Source organism: Rhodococcus sp. W8901, assembly GCF_013348805.1.
GTDB lineage: Bacteria > Actinomycetota > Actinomycetes > Mycobacteriales > Mycobacteriaceae > Prescottella.
This window is the reverse complement of record NZ_CP054690.1, coordinates 2,878,670-2,905,572: the sequence shown is the minus strand read 5'-3', so window position 1 is coordinate 2,905,572 and position 26,903 is coordinate 2,878,670. Positions and strand designations below refer to the sequence as shown.

The window sequence follows — 26,903 nt, the reverse complement described above, 5'->3', positions numbered from 1 at the left end:
ATGTATGCGAAGTTTGTTGTGGCAGGACCGATTTCAGTGCTCCACGAGGTAGTCCTCGAGCAGCGGGCCGATCTCGGCGAGCGCGGTCGGCTCGATCATCTGGTTGTGTTCGCAGTCGATCGTGAACTCGCGGATCCGGCCGGTGACCGCGGACTCCCAGACCTGCGGTGAATGCTCCGGCGCGTCGTGGTCGCTGCCGTCGCCGCGGCCGGCGGTGAAGAACAGCAGGTCCCCGTCGAACACCCCCGGCCGGTAGCGGTTCATGATCCGTGCCGACGTGGTGAAACCGTCGTTGATCCGCTTCAGGTGGGCAGGCGTCAAACCCGTTTCCTGCCCGAGTGATTCGTTGAGCAGGTCGACGGCCTGCGCGTACGTGAGGTCGCGCACGTCGCTGTACGGCGTCAGGTCCAGCCCGAGGCCCTCGAGCAGTTCGATCACCGTCAGGTGCTCGGGTTCCTCCTCGTCCTCGGTCAGGTAGCTGTCCATGATCGCCAGCGTCGCGACTTCCTCTCCGGCGTGGCGGAGTTCGACGGCCATCGCGTGCGCGATCACGCCGCCGAGCGACCACCCGAGCAGGTGGTACGGGCCGTGCGGCTGCACGATGCGGATCTCCTCGACGTACCGGTGCGCGAGCTGCTGGACCGACTCGAAGTCCGGCCCCCCGCTCAGCAGCGGCAACTGCAGCCCGTACGCGGGCCGGTCCTTGGCCAGGTACTGCACCAGACCGGCGTATCCCCACGACAGCCCGATTCCCGGGTGGACGCAGAACAGCGGCGGGCGTTCCCCGCTGGGGCGCAGCGGAATCACCACGCCCAGCGCGTCGTCGACCGGCGACTCGCTGTGTCCGAGGTAGCCGACGGGCAGGTCGATCCGCTTCGCGAGCCCGGACGGTGTCGGGTCGAGGAACATCGTCTGCAGTGGGATCTGGCGGCCGAGCCGGGACTGCAGTTCGGACATGATGCGGGTCGCGATGATGGAGTTGCCGCCGAGATCGAAGAAGCTGTCGTCGATTCCGACGTGCTCGATGCCGAGGACCTCGGCGAACACCTCGGTGACGGCCCGCTCCGTCGCGGTGGTCGGCGGCCGGAACTCGGTGGTCAACGACGTGAATTCCGGGGCGGGCAGGGCCCGCCGGTCGAGCTTGCCCACCGGGGTCAGGGGAATCTCGTCCAGCACCACCACCGCGGACGGGACCATGTGCGCGGGCAGCTGCGCCGCGACGTGCGCGCGCAGTTCGCGCGATTCCACCGAATGCCCCTCGACGGGACGCACGTACGACGCGAGCAGAGTGTCGCCGGACGGCCCGGTGTGCCCGAGCGTCGCGGCGAACGTGACCGCCGGGTGCCGGGTGAGGACGGCGTCGATCTCGCCGAGTTCGATGCGGAAGCCGCGCACCTTGACCTGGAAGTCGGAGCGGCCGATGTACTCGATGGTGTGGTCGGGCCGCCACCGGACGACGTCGCCGGTGCGGTACATCCGGGTGCCGGGCTCGCAGAAGGGGCTGGCGACGAACCGTTCGGCGGTGAGACCGGGCCGGTTGTGATAGCCGCGCGCCAGTCCCGGGCCGGAGATGTACAGCTCGCCGGGCACCCCGATCGGGACCGGACGCAGGCGGCCGTCGAGGACGGCCTCGCGGAATCCGATCGCCGGGCCGCCGATGTTGACCACCTCGCCTGGCTGCATCGGTGCGCTGACGCTGGCCTGGATCGTGGTCTCGGTGGGACCGTAGCCGTTGAACATCCGGCGTCCGGGGGCCCACTTGGCGACGAGCTCCGGCGGGCAGGCTTCACCGGCGACGGCGAGGACCCGCATCGATTCGAGACCCTCGTCCTCGATCGACGCGAGCGCGGTCGGGGTGATGAACCCGTGTGTGACGCCCTCGCGGGAGAGGAGTTCGGTCAGTTCGGTGCCGCCGTAGACGGTGGGCGGCACGATCACCAGGCGGGCTCCGGCACTGAACGCCATCATCATCTCGAACACCGAGGCGTCGAAGCTCGGCGAGGCGAGGTGCGAGACCCGCGACTGCGGGGTGACGGTGAACCGGTTCCGTTCCTCCGCGGTGAGGTTCGCGATCCCCAGGTGCGTGACGATGACGCCCTTGGGTAGACCCGTCGACCCCGACGTGTAGATCAGGTACGCCGGATGGGCGAGGTGCAGCGGGGAGGTCCGGTCGTCGTCGGTGACCGGCGCCGCCGAGGCGGCCGCCATCTGCGCGTCGAGTTCGCCGTCGTCGACGACCAGCCACGGCACGGTGTCGGGCAGTCGTTCCCGCAGCGCCGACGTGGTCAGGCCGACCCTGCTGGCGGAGTCGGTGAGCATGTGCGCGATGCGTTCGGCCGGGTAGTTGGGATCGACCGGGACGAACGCGGCACCGGCCTTGGCGATCGCCCAGATCGACAGGATCTCCTCGGTCGAGCGGGGCATCCCGAGAGCCACGAAGGTCTCCGGGCCCACACCGCGACTGCTGAGCACCCGCGCCAGCCGGTTGGACTGCTCGTCGAGCTCGCGGTACGCGACGGTGCGGCCGAGGTAGGACAGCGCGACCGCGTCGGGCTCCACGGCGGCGGCACCGGACAGGAGTTCGGGCCACACGTGCGGCGAGACCGCGGTCTCCCCCGCCGCCGGCGCGAGCTCGTCGAGCTCCGCGGCATCGAGGATTTCGATGTCACCGACCGGGCGGGTCGGATCGGCGGTGACGGCCTCGAGGACCCGTACGAAGCGTTCCGTGAACCCGCGGACGGTGTGCTCGTCGAACAGGTCGGTCGCGAAGTCGAGCGAGGCCTGGATCCCGGCGGGCGAGCCGTCGTCGGTGAAATCCTCCGCGAGAACGAGTTCGAGGTCCTCCTTGGCGACCTGGGCGTCGATGCCGACACCCTCGACGACGAGTCCGGGCAGCTCGAGCCGCGGCCGTTCGTTGTTCTGGAACTCGATGGAGACCTGGAACAGCGGCGAATAGGACGTGGACCGGGGCGGGTTGAGTTCCTCGACGAGGCGCTCGAACGGGACCTCCGCGTGTCCGAACGCAGCGAGGTCGGATTCGCGGATCTGCCGCAGGATGTGGTCGAACGATTCGCCGTGGCCGACCCGGGTGCGCAACACCAGGGTGTTGACGAACATGCCGACCAACTCGTCGAGCGCGACCTCGCCGCGGCCGGCGATGGGGGTGCCGATCGCGATGTCGTCGGTGTCGGCGAGCCGGGCGAGCAGCGTCGCCAGCGCCGCGTGCATCGCCATGAACATGCTCGCGCCGTGCCGGTGCGCGATCTCGGCGATCCGGGTGTGGAGTTCGGCGGGGACCTGGAACTCGATGCGCCCGCCGCGGAAGCTCTGCTGCACCGGCCGGGGGCGGTCGGTGGGCAGCTGGATGACGTCCGGCAGCCCGGCGAGTTCGCCGGTCCAGAACTCCAGCTGGCGGCGCAGCAGCGACTCGGGGTCGCTGTCCGAGCCGAGCAGTTCGTGCTGCCACAGCGTGAAGTCGGCGTACTGGACGGGCAGCGGCGTCCACTGCGGCACCGCACCGGCGGCGCGGGCGGTGTAGGCGGCCATCAGATCCCGGCCGAGCGGGGCCATCGAGTAGCCGTCGGCGCAGATGTGGTGGACGACGATCACCAACGCGTGGTCGGTCGGCCCGAGCCGCAACAGTTCCGCCCGCACCGGGGGCGCCACGGTGACGTCGAAACCGGCGGAGGCGAACGCGATGATCCGCTCGCGCAGCTCGGTCCCGTCGGACACCTCGATCGGGGTGAGATCGGTGAGCACCTCGCCGACCGGCACGACGCGCTGCGACGGGGCGCGGTCGACCACCGGGTAGGCGGTGCGGAGCGACTCGTGGCGTTCGAGGACGTCCCCCACCGCGGCGCGCAGCGCTTCGGCGTCGAGGTGTCCGCTCAGGTTGATCGCCATCGGAATGTTGTAGGCCGCCGACGCGGTGTCGAACTGGTTGATGAACCACATCCGCTGCTGGGCGAGCGACAGCGGGATCCGGTCGGGCCGCTCGCGCCGGGTCAGTTCCGGGCGCCCGTACGCCGCGGTCGTCTCGCGTTCGCGCGAGATCCACTGCGCGAGGCTGTGGATGGTGGGCGCCTCGAACAGCGCTCGAACCGGGATGTCGGCGTCCAGGACGCCGCTGAGCCGGGCGGTGACCCGGGTCGCGATCAGCGAGTTGCCGCCCAGGTCGAAGAAGCTGTCCTCGATGCCGATCCGGTCGACCCCGAGGACCTCGGAGAAGATGTCGGACAGCGTGTACTCGAGCGGGTTGGTCGGCGCCCGGAACTCGCCGGTGGTGAACGCGAACTCCGGTTCGGGCAGCGCGGCGCGATCGAGCTTGCCGACGGGGGTGAGCGGGATCTCGTCGAGCACCGTGATCGAGGCCGGCACCATGTGCGACGGCAAGCGCGACGAGAGTCGGTCGGTCAGTGCGGACGTCACCACCGTCGCGTCGGCGCGGGGTACCACGTACGACACCAGCACCGTGTCACCGGCCGGTCCGGGCACCCCGACGGTGATCGCGACGCTCACGGTGGGATCGGCCATCAGTTCGGTGTCGATCTCGCCGAGTTCGATGCGGAATCCGCGGACCTTGACCTGGAAGTCGGAGCGGCCGACGTATTCGATCGTGTGGTCCGGACGCCAGCGCACGATGTCGCCGGTGCGGTACATCCGGTCGCCCGGCTTGCCGAACGGGTTCGCGACGAAGCGTTCGGCGGACAGCCCGGGCCGACGGTGGTAGCCGCGGGCCAGCCCGAGGCCGGTGATGTACAGCTCGCCGGGGACGCCGACCGGGACCGGTTGCAGGCGTCCGTCGAGGACGAGTTCGCCGACACCGCGGATCGGCCCGCCGATCGTGATCGGGTCGCCGGGGGTCATCGGCGCGCTGATGTTCGACATGATCGTCGTCTCGGTGGGGCCGTACGCGTTGTGCAGGTCCCGTCCGGGCGCCCACCGGGCGACCAGGTCCGGCGGGCAGGCCTCGCCGCCGAAGACGACGTGGGCGAAGTGGTCCAGGCCGGTGGGGTCGACCGTGCCGAGGGCCGCGGTGGTGATGAACGCGTGCGTGACACGCTCGGATGCGAGCAGGTGCGCGAGGTCGGCGCCGCCGAACACTGTGGGTTCGGCGATCACCATCGTCGCGCCCACCCCGAAGGCCTGCAGGTACTCGAACACCGCGCCGTCGAAGCTGGGGGTCGAGAAGTGCAACGTCCGGGACTGCGCGGTCGCCCCGAGTCGTTCCTGCTGGTCGAGCGCGAAGTTGTCGAGTCCCTGATGGGTCACGACCACGCCCTTGGGCCGGCCCGTCGACCCGGAGGTGTAGACGACGTAGGCGGCGTGGTGCAGGCCGAGCGGGGCGGTGCGCTCGGCGGCGGTGACGGGTGCGTCGGAGTGCTGGTCGCACGCGGCCACGAACTCGGGATCCTCGAGCGTCAACCAGGTGACGGTGTCGGGCAACTCGTGCCGGTGCGCGGCGACGGTGAGCCCGAGCCCGGCCCCGGAGTCGGCCAGCATGTGCTCGATCCGTTCGAGCGGATAGTTCGGGTCGACCGGGACGAACGCGCCACCGGCCTTGGCGACCGCCCACACCGCGAGTACCGACTCGACGGACCGCGGAATGCCGAGCGCCACATACGATTCCGGTCCGACGCCCTGGTCGATGAGGAACCGGGCGATGCGCGACGAACGCGTGTCGAGTTCGCGGTAGGTGACCTCGCGGCCGGAGAACGACAGCGCGATCGCGTCGGGGTCCAGGGCCGCGGCGTCGGCGAAGATCTCCGGCAGGGTCCGGGTGGACCCGCCGACGGCGCCGAGTACCGGTGCCAGCTCGCGCCGTTCGGGCTCGGTCAGCAGATCCAGCCGCGACAGCGGCTGGTCGGGGTCGGCGACGAGGCGGTCGAGCACCACCGCGACGCGGGTCGCGATCGACTCCACCGTGTCGCTGTCGAAGAACGCCGGGAAGTACTCGAACTTGAGGTTGAGGCTGCCGTTCACCGACGCGACCAGCGACAGCGGGTAGTGCGCGGCGTCGCGGCCGTCGATGCCGGTGACCCTCATGCCCGCGATGTCGGTGTCGGCGGTGAGCGCCTGCCGGTCCACGGGGTACGACTCGAACACCGTCAGCGTGTCGAAGGTGGTGGCCGGCCCGGTGGCCTTCTGGATGTCGGCGAGACCGAGGTAGTGGTGGTCGAGCAGCGTGGCCTGCTCCCGCTGCACGCGGTCGAGGAGATCACTGAGCGTCTCCCCGGCGTCGAGGGTGACCCGGACGGGCAGCGTGTTGATGAACAGGCCGACCATGGACTCGATGCCGGGGATCTGCGGCGGCCGGCCCGAGACGGTGCCACCGAACAGGACGTCGCTGCGCCCGGTCATCGCGCCCAGGACGATGCCCCACGCGACCTGGACGACGGTGTTCAGGGTCAGGCCCCGCTCCCGGACGAGGGAGCGCAGCGTGTCGGTCTGCGCCGGTGACAGCGCGAGTTCGAACTCCTCGGTGCCCGTCGTCGCCCCGTCGCCGGGGGCGGTCGGCGCCAGCAGGCTCGGCTCCTCGAGTCCGGCGAGCGCGCGCCGCCACGCGTCGGTCGATTCGGTGGTGTCCTGTCGCGCCATCCACGCGAGGTAGTCGCGGTACGGGTGCACGCGGGGCAGCGCCGAGGCGTCGCCGTCGGTGGCGTACAGCGTCAGCAGGTCCCGCAGCACCAGCGGCGTGGACCAGCCGTCGAGCAGGATGTGGTGGTTGGTGATGACCAGGCGGTGGTCCCCGTCACCCAGGTCGACCAGCGTCATCCGGATCGCCGGGGCCGTCGTCAGGTCGAACTTGGTGAGGCGGTCGGCGAGGGTGAGCTCGGCGAACCGGCGGGCGCGCGCCGCGGGGTCGAGCCGCGAGAGGTCCACCTCGGTCCACGGCAGCTCCACCCGTTCCGGGATCACCTGGACCGTGCCGACGGCCTCCGCGGCCCGGTGATCGGGCTGGACGAAGGCGGCCCGCAGGTTCGGGTGCCGGTCCAGCAGCGCCTGTCCGGCCCGCCACAGCCGGTCGGCGTCGACCGTTCCGCCCAGCGAGAGGGTCAACTGGACGAGGTACGCGTCGACGGACGCGTCGGAGTACGCGGCGTGGAAGTGCAGGCCGGACTGCAGCGGCGACAACGACCACACGTCGGCGAGGTTCGGGAAACGGCTCTCGAGTGCGTCGATGGACCCCTGGTCGAGCGGCACCAGATCCAGGTCCGACGGTGTCAGTCCGCCCGCACCCGGATGCTCGGCGTGCCGCGCCAGCGCGGACAGTGCCCGGACCCACAGGTCCGCCAGTTCGCCGACGTCGACCGACGCGAGGACACCGCGTGGGAACGCCCACGTCGCCCGCAGGCGCGGTCCGTCCGGTGTCTCGGTGACCACCGTATTGACGTCGAGGACGCTCGCGACGGGCAGCGACCCGTCGGGGGCGTCGTCGAGTTCGGTGTCGCCCACCGGCAGCCACCCGACGTCACCGGCGCCGGCCGTGCCGCCGAGCCTGCCCAGGTAGTTGAAGCTGACCTGCGGAACCGGCAACGCGGCGAGCACGGGGGCGGTCTGCGGGTTGAGGTAGCGCAGCATGCCGAACCCGATGCCGTGATCCGGGATCGCCAGCAGCTGCTCCTTGACCGCCTTCATCGCCGCACCGGCGGCCGGGCCGGCCGCGAACGCGTCGTCGACGTCGATGCCGCCGAGATCGAGCCGGACCGGGAAGATCGTCGTGAACCAGCCGACGGTGCGGCCCAGGTCGGCGCCGGCCACCACCTGGTCCTCGCGGCCGTGTCCCTCGAGATTCACCAGTGCGGTGCCGGTGTCGTGGCCGCGGGTGCGGCGCCACCGGGTGAGCGCCATCGCGAGCGCCGCCAGCAGGCCGTCGTTGACGTTGCCGTGGTACGCGTTCGGCACGGTGGTCAGCAGCGCCTCGGTCACCGCGGCGGGCAACTCGACGGACACCTTGTCGACGGTCCCGGTGACATCGACGGACGGATCGAGCGGCCGCGCGCCGATCACCGGGTCGTCGGTGGACAGGGCGGACCGCCACAGCTCGAGCTCGCGGTCGCGGCCCGGGGTGCCGCCGACCGCGGCGTCGGCCAGCGCGTGCGCCCACCGCCGCAGGGAGGTTCCGGTGGCCGGCAGGTCGGGGACCTCCCCGGCCGCGACGGCCGACCACGCGGCCGCCAGATCGGGCACGAGGATCCGCCACGAGACACCGTCGACGGCGAGATGGTGGACCACCAGCAGCAGCCGCCCGCCGCGCGGGCCGGCGTCGAACCAGACCGCCTGCAGCAGGACACCGGTCGCCGGATCGAGGCGGCCCGCCGCCCCGTCCAGTGCCGCGGCGGCCGCGGCGGTGAAGGCCGGGCCGGTCAGCTCGTCGACCGGCACCCGCGTGAGGAGGTCGGCGGCGGACACCGAGCCGACGGGCCGGACCTGCATGCTGGGCTCGCCGTGGTCGAGCGACTGCAGCAGCGCCCGCAGCATGTCGTGCCGGTCCACCACGGCCTGCAGGGTCCGCTCGAGCCGATCCCGGTCGACGGCGGCCGGCAGGGCCAGCAGCGCGGTCTGTGTGTACCGGCGGATGGCGTCGCCCGGCCCGCGGCCCAGCAGCCAGCGCATGATCGGGGTGAGCGGGAACTCGCCGACACCGCCGCCGGGCAGCTCCTCGAGGTGCACCGGTGTCTCGCCGCCGGCGGCGACCGACACGGCGGCAAGGCCGGCGACGGATCGGTGTTCGAACACGTCCCGCGGCGAGAACGCGATTCCCGCGGCCTTGGCCCGCGAGACCAGCTGGATCGACATGATGCTGTCGCCGCCGAGCGCGAAGAACGAATCGTCCACGCCCACCGAATCGAGCCCGAGGACCTCGGCGAACAGGTCGGCGAGCACCCGTTCCGCCTCGGTCTGCGGGGCGCGGCCGATCGTGGTGCGGGCCCCGAAGTCCGGTTCCGGCAGGGCCTTGCGGTCGAGCTTGCCGTTCGCAGTGAGCGGGAGTTCGTCGAGCACCACGAGGGCGGCCGGCACCATGTACGAGGTCAGCTCGGCGCCGACCTGGTCGAGCACGTCCTGTGGGTCGAGGTCGAATCCCTGTTCGCGGACCGTGTAGCCGACCAGCCGGGCGCCACCGTGATCGCCCTCGTGGACGGTCACCACCGCCTGCGCCACCCCCGGGTACCGCAGCAGCGCCGACTCGATCTCGCCGAGCTCGATGCGGAACCCGCGGATCTTGACCTGGAAGTCGCTGCGGCCCAGGTATTCGAGGCGGCCGTCGCGGTTCCAGCGGGCCAGGTCGCCGGTGCGGTACATGCGCTCGCCGGGCGCCCCGAACGGGTCGGCGACGAACCGCCCCGACGTGAGGGCGGCGCGGCCGAGGTAGCCGCGGGTGAGCTGGTCGCCGGCGACGTACATCTCGCCGGTCACCCCGGCCGGGACCGGGTGCAGGCGTTCGTCGAGGACCACCACCCGCAGGCCGGGGATCGCGCGTCCGATCACGCTCGCGTTCGCCTCCGCCGCGTAGTCGCGGTCGAGGTCGAGCCGGGTGACGTGCACGGTGGTCTCGGTGATGCCGTACATGTTGACCAGGCGCGGCGCGGTGTCCGGGTGCCGCGCGTACCACCGTCCGAGCTGGCCCAGATCCAGCGCCTCGCCGCCGAAGATGACGTAGCGCAGTGCCAGTTCCGCAGTGTCCGTCGAGGTTTCGCCGGCCAGCCGGTCGGCCTCGGCGACCTGGTAGAAGGCGGTCGGGGTCTGGTTGAGCACCGTCACCCGCTCGGCGCGCAGCAGGTCGAGGAACATCTCCGGCGAGCGCGCGGTGTAGAAGTCGACCACGACGAGGCGGCCACCGTGCAGCAGCGGCCCCCACAGCTCCCACACCGAGAAGTCGAACGCGTACGAGTGGAACATCGTCCACACGTCGGTCTCGTCGAACCCGAACGTCGCGGCGGTGTTCTCGAAGAGGGTCAGCACGTTGCGGTGGGTGACCTGCACTCCCTTGGGCCGCCCCGTCGATCCGGAGGTGTAGATGACGTACGCGACGTCGTCGGGGCGCAGCGGGACCCGGCGGTCGGCGTCGGTGACCGGACGGTCTGGCAGCGCAGCGAGCGCGTCGATCACCGCGGCGTCGTCGAGGCGTACCAGCGGCACGTCGGTGGGCGGGATCGCGTCGGCGTCGGCGTCGGTGGTCAACACGCACACCGGCGCGGAGTCCTCGAGCATGAACGCGAGCCGATCCGCCGGGTAGGTGACATCGATCGGCAGGTAGCCGGCCCCCGCCTTGATCACGGCGAGCAGCGCGACCACCAGATCCAGCGACCGGGGCAGCGCCACCGCCACGAGCGACTCGGGGGCCGCCCCGAGCGCGACGAGGTGCCGGGCGAGGCGGTTGGCCCGCCCGTCGAGCTCGGCGTAGCTGAGGGTCACCCCGTCGAAGGTGAGCGCCTCGGCGTCCGCGAACCGGGCCGTGGTCACCGCCAGCCGGTCGGCGAGCGTGGCCTCCGGCGCGCGGGACCCCGCGGCGTTCCAGTCCCGCAGCAGCACGGCGAACTCGGCGTCGGTGGCGATGCCGACGTCGCCGGTCGGACGGCCCGGGTCGGCGGTCAGGGCCTCGACCAGGCGGACGAACCGCTGCGCCAGTTCGGCGACCGTGTCGGCGTCGAACAGATCCGTCGCGTACGTGAAGGCCGCGGTGATACCGGCCGGGACGCCCCGCTCGTCGTGGCGTTCGGCGAGCGTCAGCTGGAGGTCGAACTTGGCGACTTCGAGCTCCGCGTCCACCGGTTCGGCGGTCAGGCCGGGCAGCTCCAGGCGGGGCAGCTCGTTGTTCTGGAACTCGAGCATCACCTGGAACAGCGGCGAGTGCGCCGTCGACCGCTCGGGGGCCAGGACGTCGACGAGCCGCTCGAACGGCAGATCCGCGTGCCCGAACGCCGCCAGGTCGAACTCCTTGGTCCGGGCCAGCAGTTCCTCGAACCCGTCGGCGGGGGCGGCACGGCTGCGCAGCACCAGCGTGCCCACGAACATGCCCACCAGGTTGTCGAGTTCGGCCTCGCCGCGGCCCGCGATCGGGGTGCCGATCGCGATGTCGTCGCTGCCGCTCAGCTTGGCGAGCAGCACCGCCAGCGCGGCGTGCGCGGCCATGAACATCGTCGCGCCGCCCCGGCGGGCGAGGTCGGCGAGCGCGCGGTGCACGTCGGCGGGAATCTCGAAGTGCACGCGGGCACCGTCGAAGCTCTGCTGCACCGGCCGGGGTCGGTCGGTGGGCAGGGCGATCGCCTCGGGCAGACCGGCCAGCGCGTCGGTCCAGAACGCCAGCTGGCGGTGGACCAGCGATTCCGGGTCGTCCTCCGAACCGAGCACGTCGCGCTGCCACAGCGCGAAGTCCGCGTACTGCACCGGCAGCGGCGCCCACTGCGGAAGGTGCCCGCCGGTGCGGGCCATGTACGCGGTCATGACGTCACGGGCCAGTGGGGCCATCGAGAACCCGTCGGCGCAGATGTGGTGCACCACGATCGCCAGCACGTGCTCGGTGGGGCCGAGCCGGAGCAGTTCGGCCCGCACCGGCACCGCGGCGGTGACGTCGAAGCCGCGGGAGATCAGCGCCGCCACCCGTGCCGGCACCTCGTCCGGCGGAACGTCGATCACGGTCAGATCGGGGGCCGCCTCGGCGGCCGGGACGATCTGCTGCACCGGCCCCCCGTCGCGGGACGGGAAGAACGTCCGCAACGACTCGTGCCGGTCGAGGACGTCGCGGACCGCGACTCGCAGCGCGGCCGCGTCGAGGTCCCCGGACAGCCGCACCGCCAGCGGGATGTTGTAGGCGGCCGAGTCGGTGTCGAACTGGTTGATGAACCACATCCGCTGCTGCGCCAGCGACAGCGGCACCCGGTGCGGTCGCGCCATCGGCACCAGCGCCGGCCGGGAGACCGCCGTCCCCTGGTTCCGCTCGATCCAGCGGGCGAGTTCGTGCGCGGTCGGCGCCTCGAACAACGAGCGCACCCCGACGTCCACGCCGAGTGCGGCGGCGAGCCGGGCGGTGACCCGGGTCGCGATCAGCGAGTTGCCGCCGAGCTCGAAGAAGCTGTCGTCGACACCGATCCGCTCCAGGCCGAGGACCTCGCCGAACACCTCGGTGACGGTCTGCTCGGTGGGGGTGGTCGGCGCCCGGAACGTCGTCGCGGCCGGCAGGAACTCGGGTTCCGGCAGCGCCGCGCGGTCGAGCTTGCCGATCGGGGTCAGCGGGAGCTCGTCGAGGACCATGATGCTCGACGGCACCATGTGGACGGGCAGTCGTGCCGCGGCGTAGTCCCGCAGCTCGCCGGGCTCGGGTCGCGCGTCCGCGTTGGGCAGCACGTACGTCACCAGCGCGGTGTCGCCGCCGGGGCCGGGACGGCCGAGCGTGACCGCGAAGCGGATCGCCGGATGGTCGCCGAACGCGGTGTCGATGTCGCCGAGTTCGATGCGGAAGCCGCGCACCTTCACCTGGAAATCGGAGCGACCGATGTACTCGACGGTGTGATCGGGTCGCACCCGCACCACGTCGCCGGTGCGGTACATGCGCTCGCCCGGCACGCCGTGCGGGTTGGCTACGAACCGTTCGGCGGTCAGACCCGGCCGACGGTGGTAGCCGCGCGCCAGTCCGCACCCGGCGATGTACAGCTCGCCCGGCACGCCGACCGGGACCGGCCGCAGGCTCGGGTCGAGGACGAGTTCGGTCACACCCCGCAGCGGGGCGCCGATCGTGACGGTCTCCCCCGTCACCAGCGGTGCGCTGGCGTTCGCGATCACCGTCGTCTCGGTGGGTCCGTAGCCGTTGTAGAAGCGTCGACCGTGCGCCCAGCGGGCCACCAGTTCCGGCGGGACCGCCTCCCCGCCGACCATGACCTCGACCAGCTCGTCGAGGTCTGAGGGCTCCACGGTGGCGGCGGCGGCCGTGGTGAGCCACGTATGCGTGACGTGCTGCTCGCGGATCAGCTCGGCGAGCTCGCTGCCGCCGTACACGGTGGTCGGTGCGATCACCATGGTCGCGCCCGCGCCGAACGCCACCAGGTAATCCAGGACCGCCGCGTCGAAGCTCGGCGTCGAGAAGTGCAGGGTCCGCGACGACGGCCGCGTCGCGAAGCGCGCCAGGTAGTCCTCGGACAGGTTGTCCAGGCCCTCGTGCGAGAGGACGACGCCCTTCGGGATGCCGGTGGTGCCGGACGTGTAGATCACGTAGGCGGGATGGGCCAGTCGCAGTGGCACCGTCCGGTCCGCATCGGTGACCGGCGCCGCCGGTGTCGCGTCGCAGCGCGCGCCGAACCCGGCGTCGTCGAGCACGTGCCACGGCACGGTGCCCGGTAGCCGGTCGCGGGACCCGGTCACCGTCAGACCGACGTCGGCGCCGGAATCGTCGAGCATGAAGGCGATGCGTTCGGACGGGTAGTTCGGGTCGACGGGGACGAACGCGGCCCCGGTCTTGGTGACCGCCCACACCGCGACGATCGACTCGATCGACCGGGGGATTCCCAGGGCGACGAACGATTCCGGCCCGATTCCCTCCTCGACGAGCAGGCGCGCCAACCGGTTCGACCGTTCGTCGAGCTCGCGGTAGGACACCTCGGTGGCGCCGGAGACCAGCGCGACCGCGTCGGGGTCCGCGGCGGCGGCGGCGGTGAACAGCGCGGGCAGGGTCCGCACGGATCGGCCGGGACGTCCCCGCAGCGGCACCAGATCGGCCCACTCCTCGTCGGAGAGCAACCGCAGCCGGGCCAGCGTGCACTGCGGATCCTCGGAGATGTCGGCGAGGATCCGGGCGACGCGGTCCGCGAGGGCCTGCGCGGTGGCGCGGTCGAACAGGTCCGGCAGGTATTCGAGCTTCATCCGCAGCCGGTCGTCGGCGTTCGCGACCAGCGTCAACGGGTAGTGGGCGGCGTCGGTCCCCTCGTGGATGTGGACCAGCCGCAGGCCGGCGATGTCCGCGTCGGTGACCGCGGACCGGTCGACCGGGTACGACTCGAACACGGTGAGGGTGTCGAACGCGAGCGCCGGTCCGGCCGCGTTCTGGATCTCGGTCAACCCCACGTGGTGGTGGTCGAGCAGCCCGGCCTGCTCGGCCTGCACCCGGCGCAGCAACTCGCCCACGGACTCGCGCGGATCGAGGCGCACCCGCACCGGGAGCGTGTTGATGAACAGGCCGATCATCGACTCGATGCCGGGGATGTGCGGCGGCCGGCCCGACACCGTGCCGCCGAAGACGACGTCGTCGCGGTCGGTGAGCGCGCCGAGCACGATCGCCCACGCGGCCTGCACCATCGTGTTGAGCGTGACACCCAGCTGGCGGCCGATCGCGGCGAGCCGGCCGGTGCCGGCCGCGTCCAGCACCGTCTCCACCGCGTCCGGCATCGTGGACTGCTCGCGGGCGCGGTCGAGCGGCGCGAGCAGGGTCGGCTCCTCGATCCCGGTGAGGGCGTCCGCCCACGCCCGCACCGAGTGTGCGGAGTCCTGGGCGGCGATCCATGCCAGGTAGTCGCGGTACGGATGCACCCGGGGCAGCGCGGAGGCGTCGCCGTCGGTGGCGTACAAAGTCAGCAACTCCTGCATCATCAGCGGCGTCGACCAGCCGTCGAGCAGGATGTGGTGGTTGGTGAGCACCAGCCGGTGCTCGTCGGGTCCGGTGCGCGCCAGCAGGAACCGGATCAGGGGCGCGGCGGCCATGTCGAACCGCTGCGCCCGGTCGGCGGCCAGCAGCCGGGACAGCTCCGTCGCCCGCACCGGCTCGTCGAGTTCGGAGAGATCCACCTCGGTCCACGGCAGCTCGGCGCCGTCGACGATCACCTGGACCGGCGTCCCGTCGGTGGCGTGCACGAACGCGGCCCGCAGGTTGGGATGCCGGTCGAGCATCGCCTGACCCGCGCGCCGCAGGCGCTGCGGATCGGCGCCCCGCACGTCGAGCATCATCTGCACCATGTAGGCGTCGACGGACTGTTCCGCGATCTGCGCGTGGAACAGCAGGCCGGACTGCAGCGGGGAGAGCGACCACACGTCGGCGAGTGCGGGGAAGCGCTGTTCGAGACGCTCGATCTCGACCTGGTCGAGCGCGACCAGATCCAGGTCAGAGGGTGTCGCGCCGCCCGCGCCCGGCCGGGACACGTGCCGGGCGAGCGCGATCAGTGCCTCGGTCCACAGGTCCGCCAACTCCCCCACCTCGGCGGCCGTCAGCACACCGGCCGGGAACGCCCACGTGGCCCGGATCCGGGAGCCGTCCCGGCCGTCGGTGGTGACGGCGTTGATGTCGAGCGCCGACGCGACGGGCAGATCGGCGTCCTGCAGGATCCCCAGGTCGGCGTCGTCGGTCGGCACCCAGCCCGCGTCGCGTTGATCGTCGGGCACGCTCGCGGTGAGCCGGCCCAGATAGTTGAAGCTGACCTGGGGTGCGCGCAGGCCGCCGAGGTCCTGCTCACCGTCCGGATCGAGGTAGCGCAGCATCCCGTAGCCGATGCCGTGGTCCGGAACGGCGAGGAGCTGTTCCTTGACCGCCTTTACCGCCGCGCCAGCGCCGCGACCGCCGGTGAACGCGTCGTCGACGTCCACCCCGGTGAGGTCCAGCCGCACCGGGAACAGGGTGGTGAACCAGCCGACGGTCCGGCCCAGGTCGGCGCCCGGCAGCACGTGGTCCTCGCGCCCGTGCCCCTCGAGGGTGACCAGCGCGTCGTCGCTGTCGACCCCGCGACCGCGGCGCCACCGGACCAGCGCGAGCGCCAGCGCGGTCAGCAGGCCGTCGTTGACGCTGCCGCGGAACGCGTCCGGCACGGTCGTCAGCAGTGCCTCGGTGACGTCCGGGGACACCTCCACGGTGACACTCTCGACCGTCGCCGCGACATCGACCGCGGGGTCGAGAGGACGCGACCCCAGGACCGGGTCGGGGCCGGCGAGCATCCCCCGCCACAGATCCAGCTCGCCGCGGCGCTCCGGTGCGGCGTCGACGAGGCCGTGCGCCCACCGGCGCATCGACGTCCCCACCGGCGCGGGGGCCGGCTGCTCACCCGCGACGATCCGCGCCCACGCGATCGCCAGGTCCGGAACCAGGATCCGCCAGGACACCCCGTCCACGACCAGGTGATGAACGACGACGAGCAGGCGTCCGCGGTCGGTGCGGGAGTCCAGCCACACCACCTGGACCATCTCACCGGCCGCGGGATCGAGCCGGTCCTCGGCGGCATCGAGTTCGGCGCGCACGATCTCCGCGAACGCGTCGGTGCCGGGAGTCGCCCCGTCGACGTCCACGCGGCGGATCAGCCACTCCGCGTACACCGATCCCGGCGGCGGCACCGTCATGCGGTGCTCGCCGGGACGGGTGAGGGCGCGGAGCATGTCGTGCCGGTCCAGGACCACCTGCACCGCGCCCGCGAGGCCGGCCTCGTCGAGGCCGTCGGGCGCGGTGAGCAACGCCGCCTGCGAGAACCGGTCGTGGTGGCCGCCGCGGCCGAGCAACCAGTGCGCCACCGGCAGCAGCGGCACGTCACCGAGCCCGCCACCGTCGAGTTCGGTCAGCACCGTCTCGCCGGGGCCCGACTGGGCGACGGCGGCCAGCGCCGCGATCGTCTTGTGCTCGAAGACGTCCCGTGGCGAGAAGCGCAGGCCCAGCGCCTTCGCCCGCGAGACCAGCTGGATCGACATGATGCTGTCGCCGCCGAGCGCGAAGAACGAATCGTCCACGCCGACCGCGTCGAGACCCAGGACATCCGCGAACAGCCCGGCCAGATCCTGCTCGCGTGCAGACCGCGGCGCCCGGCCGGTCGTGACGCGCGTCCCGAAGTCCGGTGCCGGCAGCGCCTTGCGGTCCACTTTGCCCGCCGGGCCCAGCGGCAGCCGGTCGAGCACGGTCACCGCGGACGGCACCATGTACGACGGCAGCAGCGTCCCGACGAACTCGGTGATCTCGCCGGCATCGAGTTCGGCGCCGGGTTCGGGCACGACGTAGCCCGCCAGCCGGCTCGCGGGACCGGACCCGTCGACGGTGACGACGGCCGTCGCGACCCCGTCGTGGCGGCGCAGCGCGGACTCGATCTCGCCCAGCTCGATGCGGAACCCGCGGATCTTGACCTGGAAGTCGGTGCGGCCCAGATACTCGAGCTGCCCCGACCCGTTCCAGCGGACCAGGTCGCCGGTGCGGTACATCCGTTCACCGGGCCCGCCGAACGGGTTCGCGACGAAGCGCTCCCCGGTGATGCCGGGGCGGTCGTGGTAGCCGCGGGCCAGCCCGGTCCCGAGCACGTACAGTTCGCCGGGCACCCCGCCGGGCACCGGGTGCAGGCGCGAGTCGAGAACCACCGCCCCGGCGCCCATCGGTGGCCGGCCGATCGTGACCGGCACCCCGACGGCGAGCGGTTCGCTGACGGCGGCGACGACGGTGGCCTCGGTGGGCCCGTACGCGTTGAACATCCGCCGCCCCGGCGCCCACTGCGCGACCAGTTCCGGCGGGCACGCCTCGCCGCCGGTGACCACGCATTCGATCCGGTCCAGCCCGGTCGGGTCCACCGATCCGAGCGCGGCCGGGGTCACGAACGCGTGGGTCACGGCGCCGTCGCGCAGCACGTCCCGCAGTTCGCCGCCGCCGAGCACCGTCGGCGGCGCGACCACCATCGTCGCGCCCGCACCGATCGCCAGCAGCAGTTCCAGGATCGAGGCGTCGAAGCTCGGTGACGAGAAGTGCAGGGTCCGTGACGCCGGCGTCACCCCGAACCGGGTCCGTTCCTCGGCCGCGAAGTTCGCCAGGCCGCGGTGCGAGACGACGACGCCCTTCGGGGTGCCGGTCGATCCGGACGTGTAGATCAGGTAAGCGGGATGGTCGAGGAGCAGCGGCCGGATCCGGTCCGCGTCGGTGATCGACCCGGCCGGCTGACGGCGCACCTCCTGCCGGACGTCCCTGTCGTCGAGCACGATCCAGTCGGTGGCCTGCGGCAGCGTGTCGCGGTGCGCGGTGGTGGTGAGGCCGACGGCGGCTCCGGAATCGGCGAGCATGTGCGCGATCCGGTCCGGCGGGTAGTTCGGGTCCACCGGCACGAATGCCGCCCCGGCCTTGGCCACCGCCCACGTCGCGGTCACCGACTCGAGCGACCGGGCCAGGGCGAGGGCCACCACCGATTCCGGGCCCACCCCGTGCTCGATCAGCAGCCGGGACAGTCGATCCGACCGGGTGTCGAGTTCGCGGTACGACAGCTCGCGCCCTTCGAACACCACCGCGGTGGACTCGGGATCGATGACGGTCGCGGCCGCCAACAGTTCGGGCAGGGTGCGGGCGGGCACGCCGGCGCCGCCGCTCACCGGGGCGAGGGCCGCCCGCTCGTCGCTGGTGAGCAGGTCGACGTCGCCGACCCGGGTGGTCGGATCGGCCGTGGCCGCGCGCAGCACCGCCGTGAACCGTTCGGCGAGCCGGGCGACGGTCGCGGGATCGAAGAGATCGGTCGCGAACGTGAATCCGGCGGTGATCCCTTCCGGTTCCCCGGACTCGGCGAAATCCTCGGTCAGCGTGAGCTGCAGATCGAAGTTCGCGATCTCGGCCGCGGCGTCCACGGTCGTGACGGTCAGCCCGGGCAGTTCGAGTCGCGGCCGGTCGGTGTTGCGGAACTCGAGCATCACCTGGAACAGCGGCGTGTGCGCGGTGGAGCGTTCCGGGGCGAGCGCGTCGACCAGCCGCTCGAACGGCAGGTCGGCGTGGTGGAAGGCGTCGAGGTCGGAGTCGCGGACACCGGCGAGCAGCGCCGAGTAGGTGGCGTCGGGATCGAACCGGCTGCGCAGCACGAGGGTGTTGACGAACATGCCGACGAGGTCGTCGAGCGCCGCCTCCCCGCGACCGGCGATCGGGGTGCCGACCGCGACGTCGTCGGTGTCGCCTAGCCGGGCCAGCAGCGCGGCCAGGGCGGCGTGCACCGCCATGAACACCGTCGAATTGTGGCCGCGGGCGATCGCGACCAGGCGCCGGTGCGTGTCGTCGTCGATGCGGAAGTCGTGGACCGCGCCCCTCATCGAGCGTTCCGCGGGCCGCGGTCGGTCGGTCGGCAGCTCCAGCACCTCCGGGAGCCCGTCGAGGGTGCGGGCCCAGTAGTCGAGCTGGGTCGAGAGCAGGCTGTCGGGGTCGTCGGTGCTGCCGAGCACGCGGTGCTGCCACAGCGCGAAGTCGGCGTACTGCACCGGCAACGGCTCCCAGCCCGGCATCTCCCCTGCGGCGCGGGCCACGTAGGCGGTCATGAGATCCCGCGCGAGCGGGGCCATCGAGAAGCCGTCCGCGCAGATGTGGTGGACGACGATGACGAGCACATGACTGTGCGGGGCCAGCCGCAACAGCATCGACCGGACGGGCGGGGCGAGCGTGACGTCGAATCCGGTGCCCCCGAACTCCGCGATCCGCTCCGGCGCCTCGGTCTCGGACACCGTGACCGGCTCCAGTTCGGGGACGACGGCCGCGGTGGGCAGCACCACCTGGGTGGGCTCGCCGTCGACCATCGGGAACCGGGTGCGCAGCGATTCGTGCCGGTCCAGGACGTCGGCGATCGCGGCCCGCAACCCGTGCCGGTCGAGGTCGCCGTCGAGGCGCACCGGCAGCACGACGTTGTAGGCCGGCGAGGTGGTGTCGAACTGGTTGATGAACCACATTCGCTTCTGCGCCAGCGACACCGGCACCGGGGTGGGCCGCTCCCCCGCCGACAGCGGTGGCCGGTCGGCGCCGCGGGTACCCGCGGACGCGATCCGCAGCGCCAGCGCGGACACGGTGGGGGCGTCGAAGACCTCGCGCACCCCGACCCGGGTATCGAGGGCGGTGTTGACGCGCGCGACCAGCCGGGTCGCGGTGAGCGAGTTGCCGCCCAGGTCGAAGAAGCTGTCGTACACCCCGACCCGGGGCGCGCCGACCAGTTCGGCGAAGATCGACGCCAGGATCTCCTCGACCGGGGTGCGCGGCGCAACGAATTCGGTTTCCGCGGAACGGAACTCGGGGGCGGGCAGGGCGCCGCGGTCGAGCTTGCCGGTGGCACCGAGCGGGAACTCGTCGACGACGAGGATCTGGGCCGGCACCATGTACGCGGGCAGCGACTCGGCGACCGCGTCCCGCAGGGCGGCGGGGTCGACCGTCGCGTCCGGATCGGCGATGACGTAGCCGATGAGCGCCTCGCCGATGATCTCGTCGCGGCGCACCACGACGACGGCCTGCGCCACCCCCGGCTGCGCGAGCAGCGCCGACTCGACCTCGCCCAGTTCGATCCGCAGGCCGCGGAGCTTGACCTGGAAGTCGGTCCGGCCGAGGTAATCGAGTGAGTAGTCGAGTCGCCCCGATCTCTTCCAGCGCACCACGTCGCCGGTGCGGTACATCCGCGAGCCGGGCGGCCCGAACGGGTCGGGGACGAACCGCTCCGCGGTCAGGTCGGGGCGGCCGACGTACCCGCGGGCCAGCTGGACACCCGCGAGGTACAGCTCGCCGGGCACGCCCACCGGGACCGGATGCAGCCGCGAATCCAGCACGAACACCTGCGTGTTCCACACCGGCGCACCGATCGGCACGCTCACCCGATCGGCGTCGGTGTACTGCCGGTACGTGACGTCGACCGCCGCCTCGGTGGGGCCGTACAGGTTGTGCAGGTCGGCACCGGACGCGGCGGCGAACTCCGCGAATGCGGCCGCCGTCGCGGGCGGCAGCGCCTCGCCGCTGCAGAACACCATCCGCAGCGACCGGCACTGCGCCGGCCGGCCGCCGACGACGAACGCCGCGAGCATCGACGGCACGAAGTGCGCGACGGTGACCTGACGATCCTCGATCAGCTGGGACAGGTAGGCGGGATCGCGGTGCCCGTCGGGGATCGCGATCGCCAGGCTCGCGCCGGTCTGCAACGGCCAGAAGAACTCCCACACCGAGACGTCGAAGGTCGCGGGTGTCTTCTGCACCACCACGTCGGACGCGGTGAGCCGGTACTGCCCCTGCATCCACGACAGCCGGTTCACGATCGCGCGGTGGCTCACCGCCACACCCTTGGGTCGTCCGGTGGAGCCCGACGTGTAGATGACGTACGCGACGTCGTCCGGGCACAGCGGGGCGCGGCGTTCCTCGGGGCGGATCGGGCTGTCGTCGCGGTCGCCGAGGTCGAGCCCGTCGATCTCCACGACGTCCACACCGGCGGGCATCCGCCCGCGGTCCCGTCGGGTGCCGAGCACGCACACCGGTTGCGAGCTGTCGAGCACGTACTCGGTGCGGGCGAAGGGATGGTCCGGGTCGAGCGGAACGTAGGCGCCGCCCGCCTCGACGACCGCGTACATCGCGACGAGCAGGTCGAACGAGCGCCGGATCGACAGGGCGACCCGGGTGTCCGGTCCCACCCCGCGCTCGATCAGTTCGCGGGCGAGCCGGTGCACGCGGGAGGCGAACTGCGCGTACGTCAGTTCCTCGTCGCCGAACGTGAGCGCGACCGCGTGCGGAGTGCGGCGCACCTGCGCGTCGAACAGGCCCGCGAGGGTGCTCACGGGCACCGCGTGGCCGGTGGCGTTCCATTCGCCGAGCACCAGTTCGCGTTCCCCGTCGACGAGGACGTCGATGTCGCCGACCCGGATCGCGGTGTCGACGGTGATCGACTCGAGGATCCGCACGAAGCGGTCCGCGAACCCTGCCACCGTCGACGGATCGAACAGATCGGTCGCGTACGACACCGTCGCGTCGATGCTGCCGGGCCGGCCCTCCTCGTCGGTGCTCTCGGTGAGGATCCACTGCATGTCGAACTTGGCTGTGCCGGTATGAACCTCGGAGACCTCGACCGCGAGACCGGGCAGTTCCAGTCGGTTCTGGTCGGCGTTGTCCGAGCCCTGCAGCACCAGCATCACCTGGAACAGCGGCGAGTACGCGCCCGACCGTGTCGGATCGAGCACCTCGACCAGTCGCTCGAACGGCACGTCGGTGTTGCCGAGGGCGGCCAGGTCGGTGGCGCGGGTGCGGGCCAGCAGATCGCTGAACGTGGACGCGGGTTCCACCTGGGTGCGCAGCACCAGCGTGCCGGCGAACATGCCGATCAGGTCGTCGAGTTCGGCCTCGCCGCGGCCCGACACCGGGGAGCCGATCGAGATGTCGGAGGTGCCGCTCGATCGGGCGAGCAGCACCGCGAGGGCGGCGTGCAGCACCATGAACAGGCTCGCCTCGTACTCGCCGGCCACCTCGAGCAGGCGCCGGTGCAGATGCGGCGCGATCGTGAAGTCGGCTTCGGCGCCCCGCATCGACTGCTGCGGCGGCCGGGGCCGGTCGGTGGGCAACTCGAGCAGGTCGGGCGCACCGGCCAGTTCGCCACGCCAGTGGTCCAGTTGACGCGAGACCAGACTGTGCGGGTCGTCCTCCGCGCCCAGCAGGTCGCGCTGCCACAGCGAGTAGTCGGTGTACTGGACCGCGAGCGGCGACCATTCGGGGGGTGTGCCCGCGGCGCGGGCGCCGTAGGCGACCATCACGTCCCGCGCCAGCGGCGCCATCGACAGCCCATCCGCGGCGATGTGGTGCACCACGAGCGTCAGGACGTGCTCGGTCGGTCCGAGCCGCCACAGGTTCGCCCGCACCGGCGGCGCCGACGTCACGTCGAACGCCGCCGTCGCGGCGGCTGTCATCCGCTGCGGCAGTTCGTCCTCCGTCACGGTGACCGGTTCGAGGTCGGGTGCGACCTGCGCGGTCGGGCGCACCGACTGGACCGGGCCGTCCGGGGTGTTGGGGAACACCGTCCGCAACGCCTCGTGCCGCTCGAACACGTCCGTGAGCGCGGTGCGCAGGGCCCGGACGTCGAGATCGCCCGTCATCTTCACCGCGATCGGAATGTTGTACGCCGCGGAGGTGGGGTCGAACTGGTTGACGAACCACATTCGCTGCTGCGCCGCCGAGACCGGCACCGGCCCGTCGTGGTCGCGTGGCACCAGCGGCGGCCGCGCCCCGTGGCCGGGGCCGGCGGCCTCGACGCGGGCGGCGAGTTCACCGACGGTGGGGGCCTCGAACAGATCGAGGACGCCCAGTTCGGTGCCGAGGGTCGCGTTGATGCGGGCCACGATGCGGGTCGCGGTGAGCGAGTTGCCGCCCAGGTCGAAGAAGCTGTCGGTGGTGCCGATCCGTTCGATGCCCAGCAGTTCGGAGAACACGCCGGCGATCTTCTTCTCGTCGAGCGTGCTCGGCGCCCGGAATTCGCCGGTGCCCGTGTCGAATCGGGGTTCCGGCAGGGCGCGCCGATCCAGCTTGCCTGCCGGGGTCAGCGGCAGCGACTCGAGCACGACGACGCTGGCGGGCACCATGTGCGGGGGCAGCACGTCCGCGACGTGGGTGATGACGTCGCCGCCGAGCCGATTGCCGGCACCGCCGGCGTGGAGGTCCTGGTTGCTGTCGGGCTGGACGTAGGCCACCAGGAGGGTGTCCCCGGCCGGCCCCACGAAACCGGTTGCGAGCGCGAACCCGACCTCGGGGTGCGATCGCAGCGCGGCCTCGACCTCGCCGAGTTCGATGCGGTAGCCGCGGATCTTGATCTGGAAGTCGGTGCGGCCGAGATACTCGAGCGTGTACTCGCGTCCGCCCGATCGCTTCCAGCGCACCAGGTCGCCGGTCCGGTACATGCGGTCGCCTGCGGGGCCGAACGGGTTCGCGACGAAACGCTCGCCGGTGATACCGGGGCGGTCGTGGTAGCCGCGGGCCAGCCCGTCGCCGTACACGTAGAGTTCGCCCGCCACGCCGACCGGCACCGGGCGCAGCCGACCGTCGAGCACCAGCGCCCCGGTCCCGAGCGGTGGACTGCCGATCGCGACGTCGCGGCCCACCTCGAGCGGTCCGGACACGCTCGACACCACCGTCGCCTCGGTGGGGCCGTACGCGTTGAACATCCGGTGCCGGGGCGCCCACTGTTCGACCAGGTACGGCGGGCAGGCCTCGCCGCCGGTCACGACGCACTCCAGATCGGTGAGCGCCACCGGATCGACCGACCCGAGCGCGGCGGGTGTCACGAACGCGTGGGTGACGTGCTCCTGCCGCAACAGCCGGGTCAGTTCGGCGCCACCGTAGATCGTCGGCGGCGCGATCACCATGGTCGCGCCCGCGCCGACCGCGAGCATCAGTTCCAGCACCGACGCGTCGAAGCTCGGTGACGAGAAGTGCAGGGTCCGCGACTCGGGCCGCACCCCGTACCGGACCCGTTCGTCCTCGGCGAAGTTCGCCAGGCCCCGATGGGTCACCGCGACGCCCTTCGGGGTGCCGGTCGATCCCGACGTGTAGATCAGATAGGCGGGATGGTCGATGCGGATGCCGGCGATCCGGTCGGCGTCGGTGACCGGATCGGTCGGCCACTGGCGGACCTGCTCGGCGAAGCCCGGCGCATCGAGCACCAGCGTCGCGACGGTGTCGGCGACCGCGTCGGTGTGCGCCGCGACCGTCAGCGCCAGGACCGCACCGGAGTCGGTGAGCATGTGCTCGATCCGGTCGGCCGGATAGTTCGGGTCCACGGGAACGAACGCCGCGCCGGTCTTCGCGGCCGCCCACACCGAGGTCACCGACTCGATCGACCGCGGCATCGACAGCGCCACCACCGTCTCGGGGCCCACCCCTCGCGCGATCAGCATGCGCGCCAACCGATTCGACTGCTCGTCGAGTTCGCGGTAGGTGACGTCCCGGCCCTCGTACGTCAGCGCGACCCGATCCGGGTCCCGGCGTGCGGCGCCGTCGAGCAGGTCGGCCAGGGTGCGCGGTGTGACGCCGTCGCCTCCCCACACCCCGGACAACGCCAGGCGTTCGTCGTCGCCGAGCAGGTCGATGTCGGCGACGGGGGTGGACGGATCGTCGAGCACCGCGTCGAGTACCCGGACGAAACGTGACGCGAGCGCCTCGATGGTCTCGCGGTCGAACATGTCCGTCGCATACGCGAACGAGGCGTCCATCCCGTCGTGCACACGGTCTGCGCCGTCGGCATCGAACCGCTGCTCGACGGTCAGGCGCAGGTCGAGCGCGGACAGGTCGGGCCCCGCGTCCGCGCCCCGGACGAGCAGGTCGTCGAGCTCGAGGTGGGGGGTGCGTCCGTCGCGGAACTCGAGCATCACCTGGAACAGCGGAGAGTGCGCGTTCTCCCGCGTCCGGTCCAGCGCCTCCACCAGCTGCGCGAACGGGGTCTCGGCGTGCCGGAACGCGGCCAGGTCGGATCTGCACACGGCGGTGAGCAGTTCGTCGAACGTGATCCCCGGCGGCAGTGTGGTGCGCAGGGCGAGCGTGTTGACGAATTCGCCGCCCGCGGCGCGGCCGGCGACCGGGGTCCCGATCGCGATGTCGTCCACGTCGGCCAGACGCGACAGCAACACCGCCAGTGCCGCGTGCACGGCACCGAACACCGTGCACCCGCGCTCGGCGGCCAGCTCTGTCAGGGCCCGGTGGGCGTGCGGCGCGATCGCGAAGTCCACCCGGTCGCCGTCCAGCGCGCGGCGCGACGGGCGCGGGCGATCGGACGGCAGCGACAGGATGTCGGGCAGCCCCGCCAGCTCGCGGGACCAGAACTCGAGCTGCGCCGCGGTCCGCAGCAGCTGCGCTCCCACCGCCGAGCTCTCCGTGTGGATGTCGGCGACGCGGGTCTCGGGGGCCGCGAGGACGAACTCGTCGATCAGCTCGAGGAACCGCCGGTGGTGGGTGCGCAGCGCATCCTCGGTGTAGCGCCCGGGGTTCGCCCGGAATTCGACGAATGTCCTTGTCGGGGTTCCACTCTGGACGAAGTTGACCAGCAGGTCCTCGACCGGGCCGGACGTGACGATGTGATACTCGCCGACGATCGGCCCCAGTGTCATCTGTTGATGGAACAGCATCACGTTGACCATCGGGCCGGCCAGTCCTCGCGCGGTGCCGGTCAACCCGGCGTCGCGGCGGATGTCCTCGATGCTGCACCGCTGGTGCCGCAGCGCGCCCATCAACTCCAGTTGGATCCGTCCGACGACGTCGGCGACGGTGTCGTTGGGCAGCACCGTCGCCCGCAGCGGCGCGACGTTGACGAGCATGCCGCCCGACCGCTGCAACGGGGCGGTGGTCCGCGCCGACACCGGCATGTTGACCAGCACGTCCGTGCGGCCGGTCATCCGGCTCAGGTAGCACGCGAAGGCCGCGATCAGCACCGCCGCCGGGGTGGCCTCGAGGCGCCGGTCGGTGGTGTCGAGGGCCTCGATCACCGCCGCGGGCAGCGGGGCGCTCGCGACCCGGCTGACGGCCTCGACGGGCGCGTCGTTCTCGGCGAGCGTCGACCCGGACTCGATGCCCGCGATGTGGTCGGCCCAATACTCGCGATCGGCCTGGAATCGGCTCGACGCCCGGTACTTCTGGTCGATCGCGAGGAGTTCGCGAAGATCGAGGGCGCGAGGCGGCTCGAGGTCACGCTGTTCCACGGCCGCGGTGTAGAGCGCGGCGATGCGGTTCGCCATGGTCATTCCGCTGTAGCCGTCGAGGGCTACGTGGTGAATTCTGGTGTACCACAGATAGTCTCGATCGCCGATCTGCAGGATCGTCATGTCGACAAGAGGATCCCGGGTCAGGTCGATCGGGACCGAGTGGTCGTGGTCCATCCACGCGTGCGCCGCGGCCATCGGGTCGGGCTGTTCGCGCAGGTCCACCTGCCCGATCGACGTGTCGATGTCGGGATCGAGCAGCTGCCACGGCTCGCCGTCGACGTCGACCAGTCGCAGGTACGGCGACTGGAACTCCTCCCCCGTAATCAGCGCGCACCGGCGGAGCAGCTCGATGTCGAGGTCGCCGTGTAGCGCCACATACTGTGCGATGAAAATCGGAACGCTCGGCCGGAGCTGCTGGGCGAACCACATACTCCGCTGCACCGAGGACAGCGGAAAAGCCTCGGTGGGTAGATCCGGATGATCGGAACCGCGTGAGCCGGGTTCCCGAGATCCTGACAACGTCATTT

Annotated in this window: 1 protein-coding gene; it reads right to left on the bottom strand. The window is 71.8% G+C overall.

The window, feature by feature from the left end; genetic code table 11:
* Positions 1 to 33: 33 nt before the first annotated feature.
* A complete protein-coding gene (locus tag HUN07_RS13630) occupies positions 34 to 26,901 on the bottom strand; it encodes a non-ribosomal peptide synthase/polyketide synthase (RefSeq protein ID WP_174910265.1) in 26,868 nt (8,955 codons plus the stop codon).
* Positions 26,902 to 26,903 lie beyond the last annotated feature (2 nt).

Coding starts and splice junctions, on each gene's coding strand:
- HUN07_RS13630 (WP_174910265.1), bottom strand. CDS start 26,901: ATGACGTTGTCAGGATCTCGGGAACCCGGCTCACGCGGTTCCGATCAT.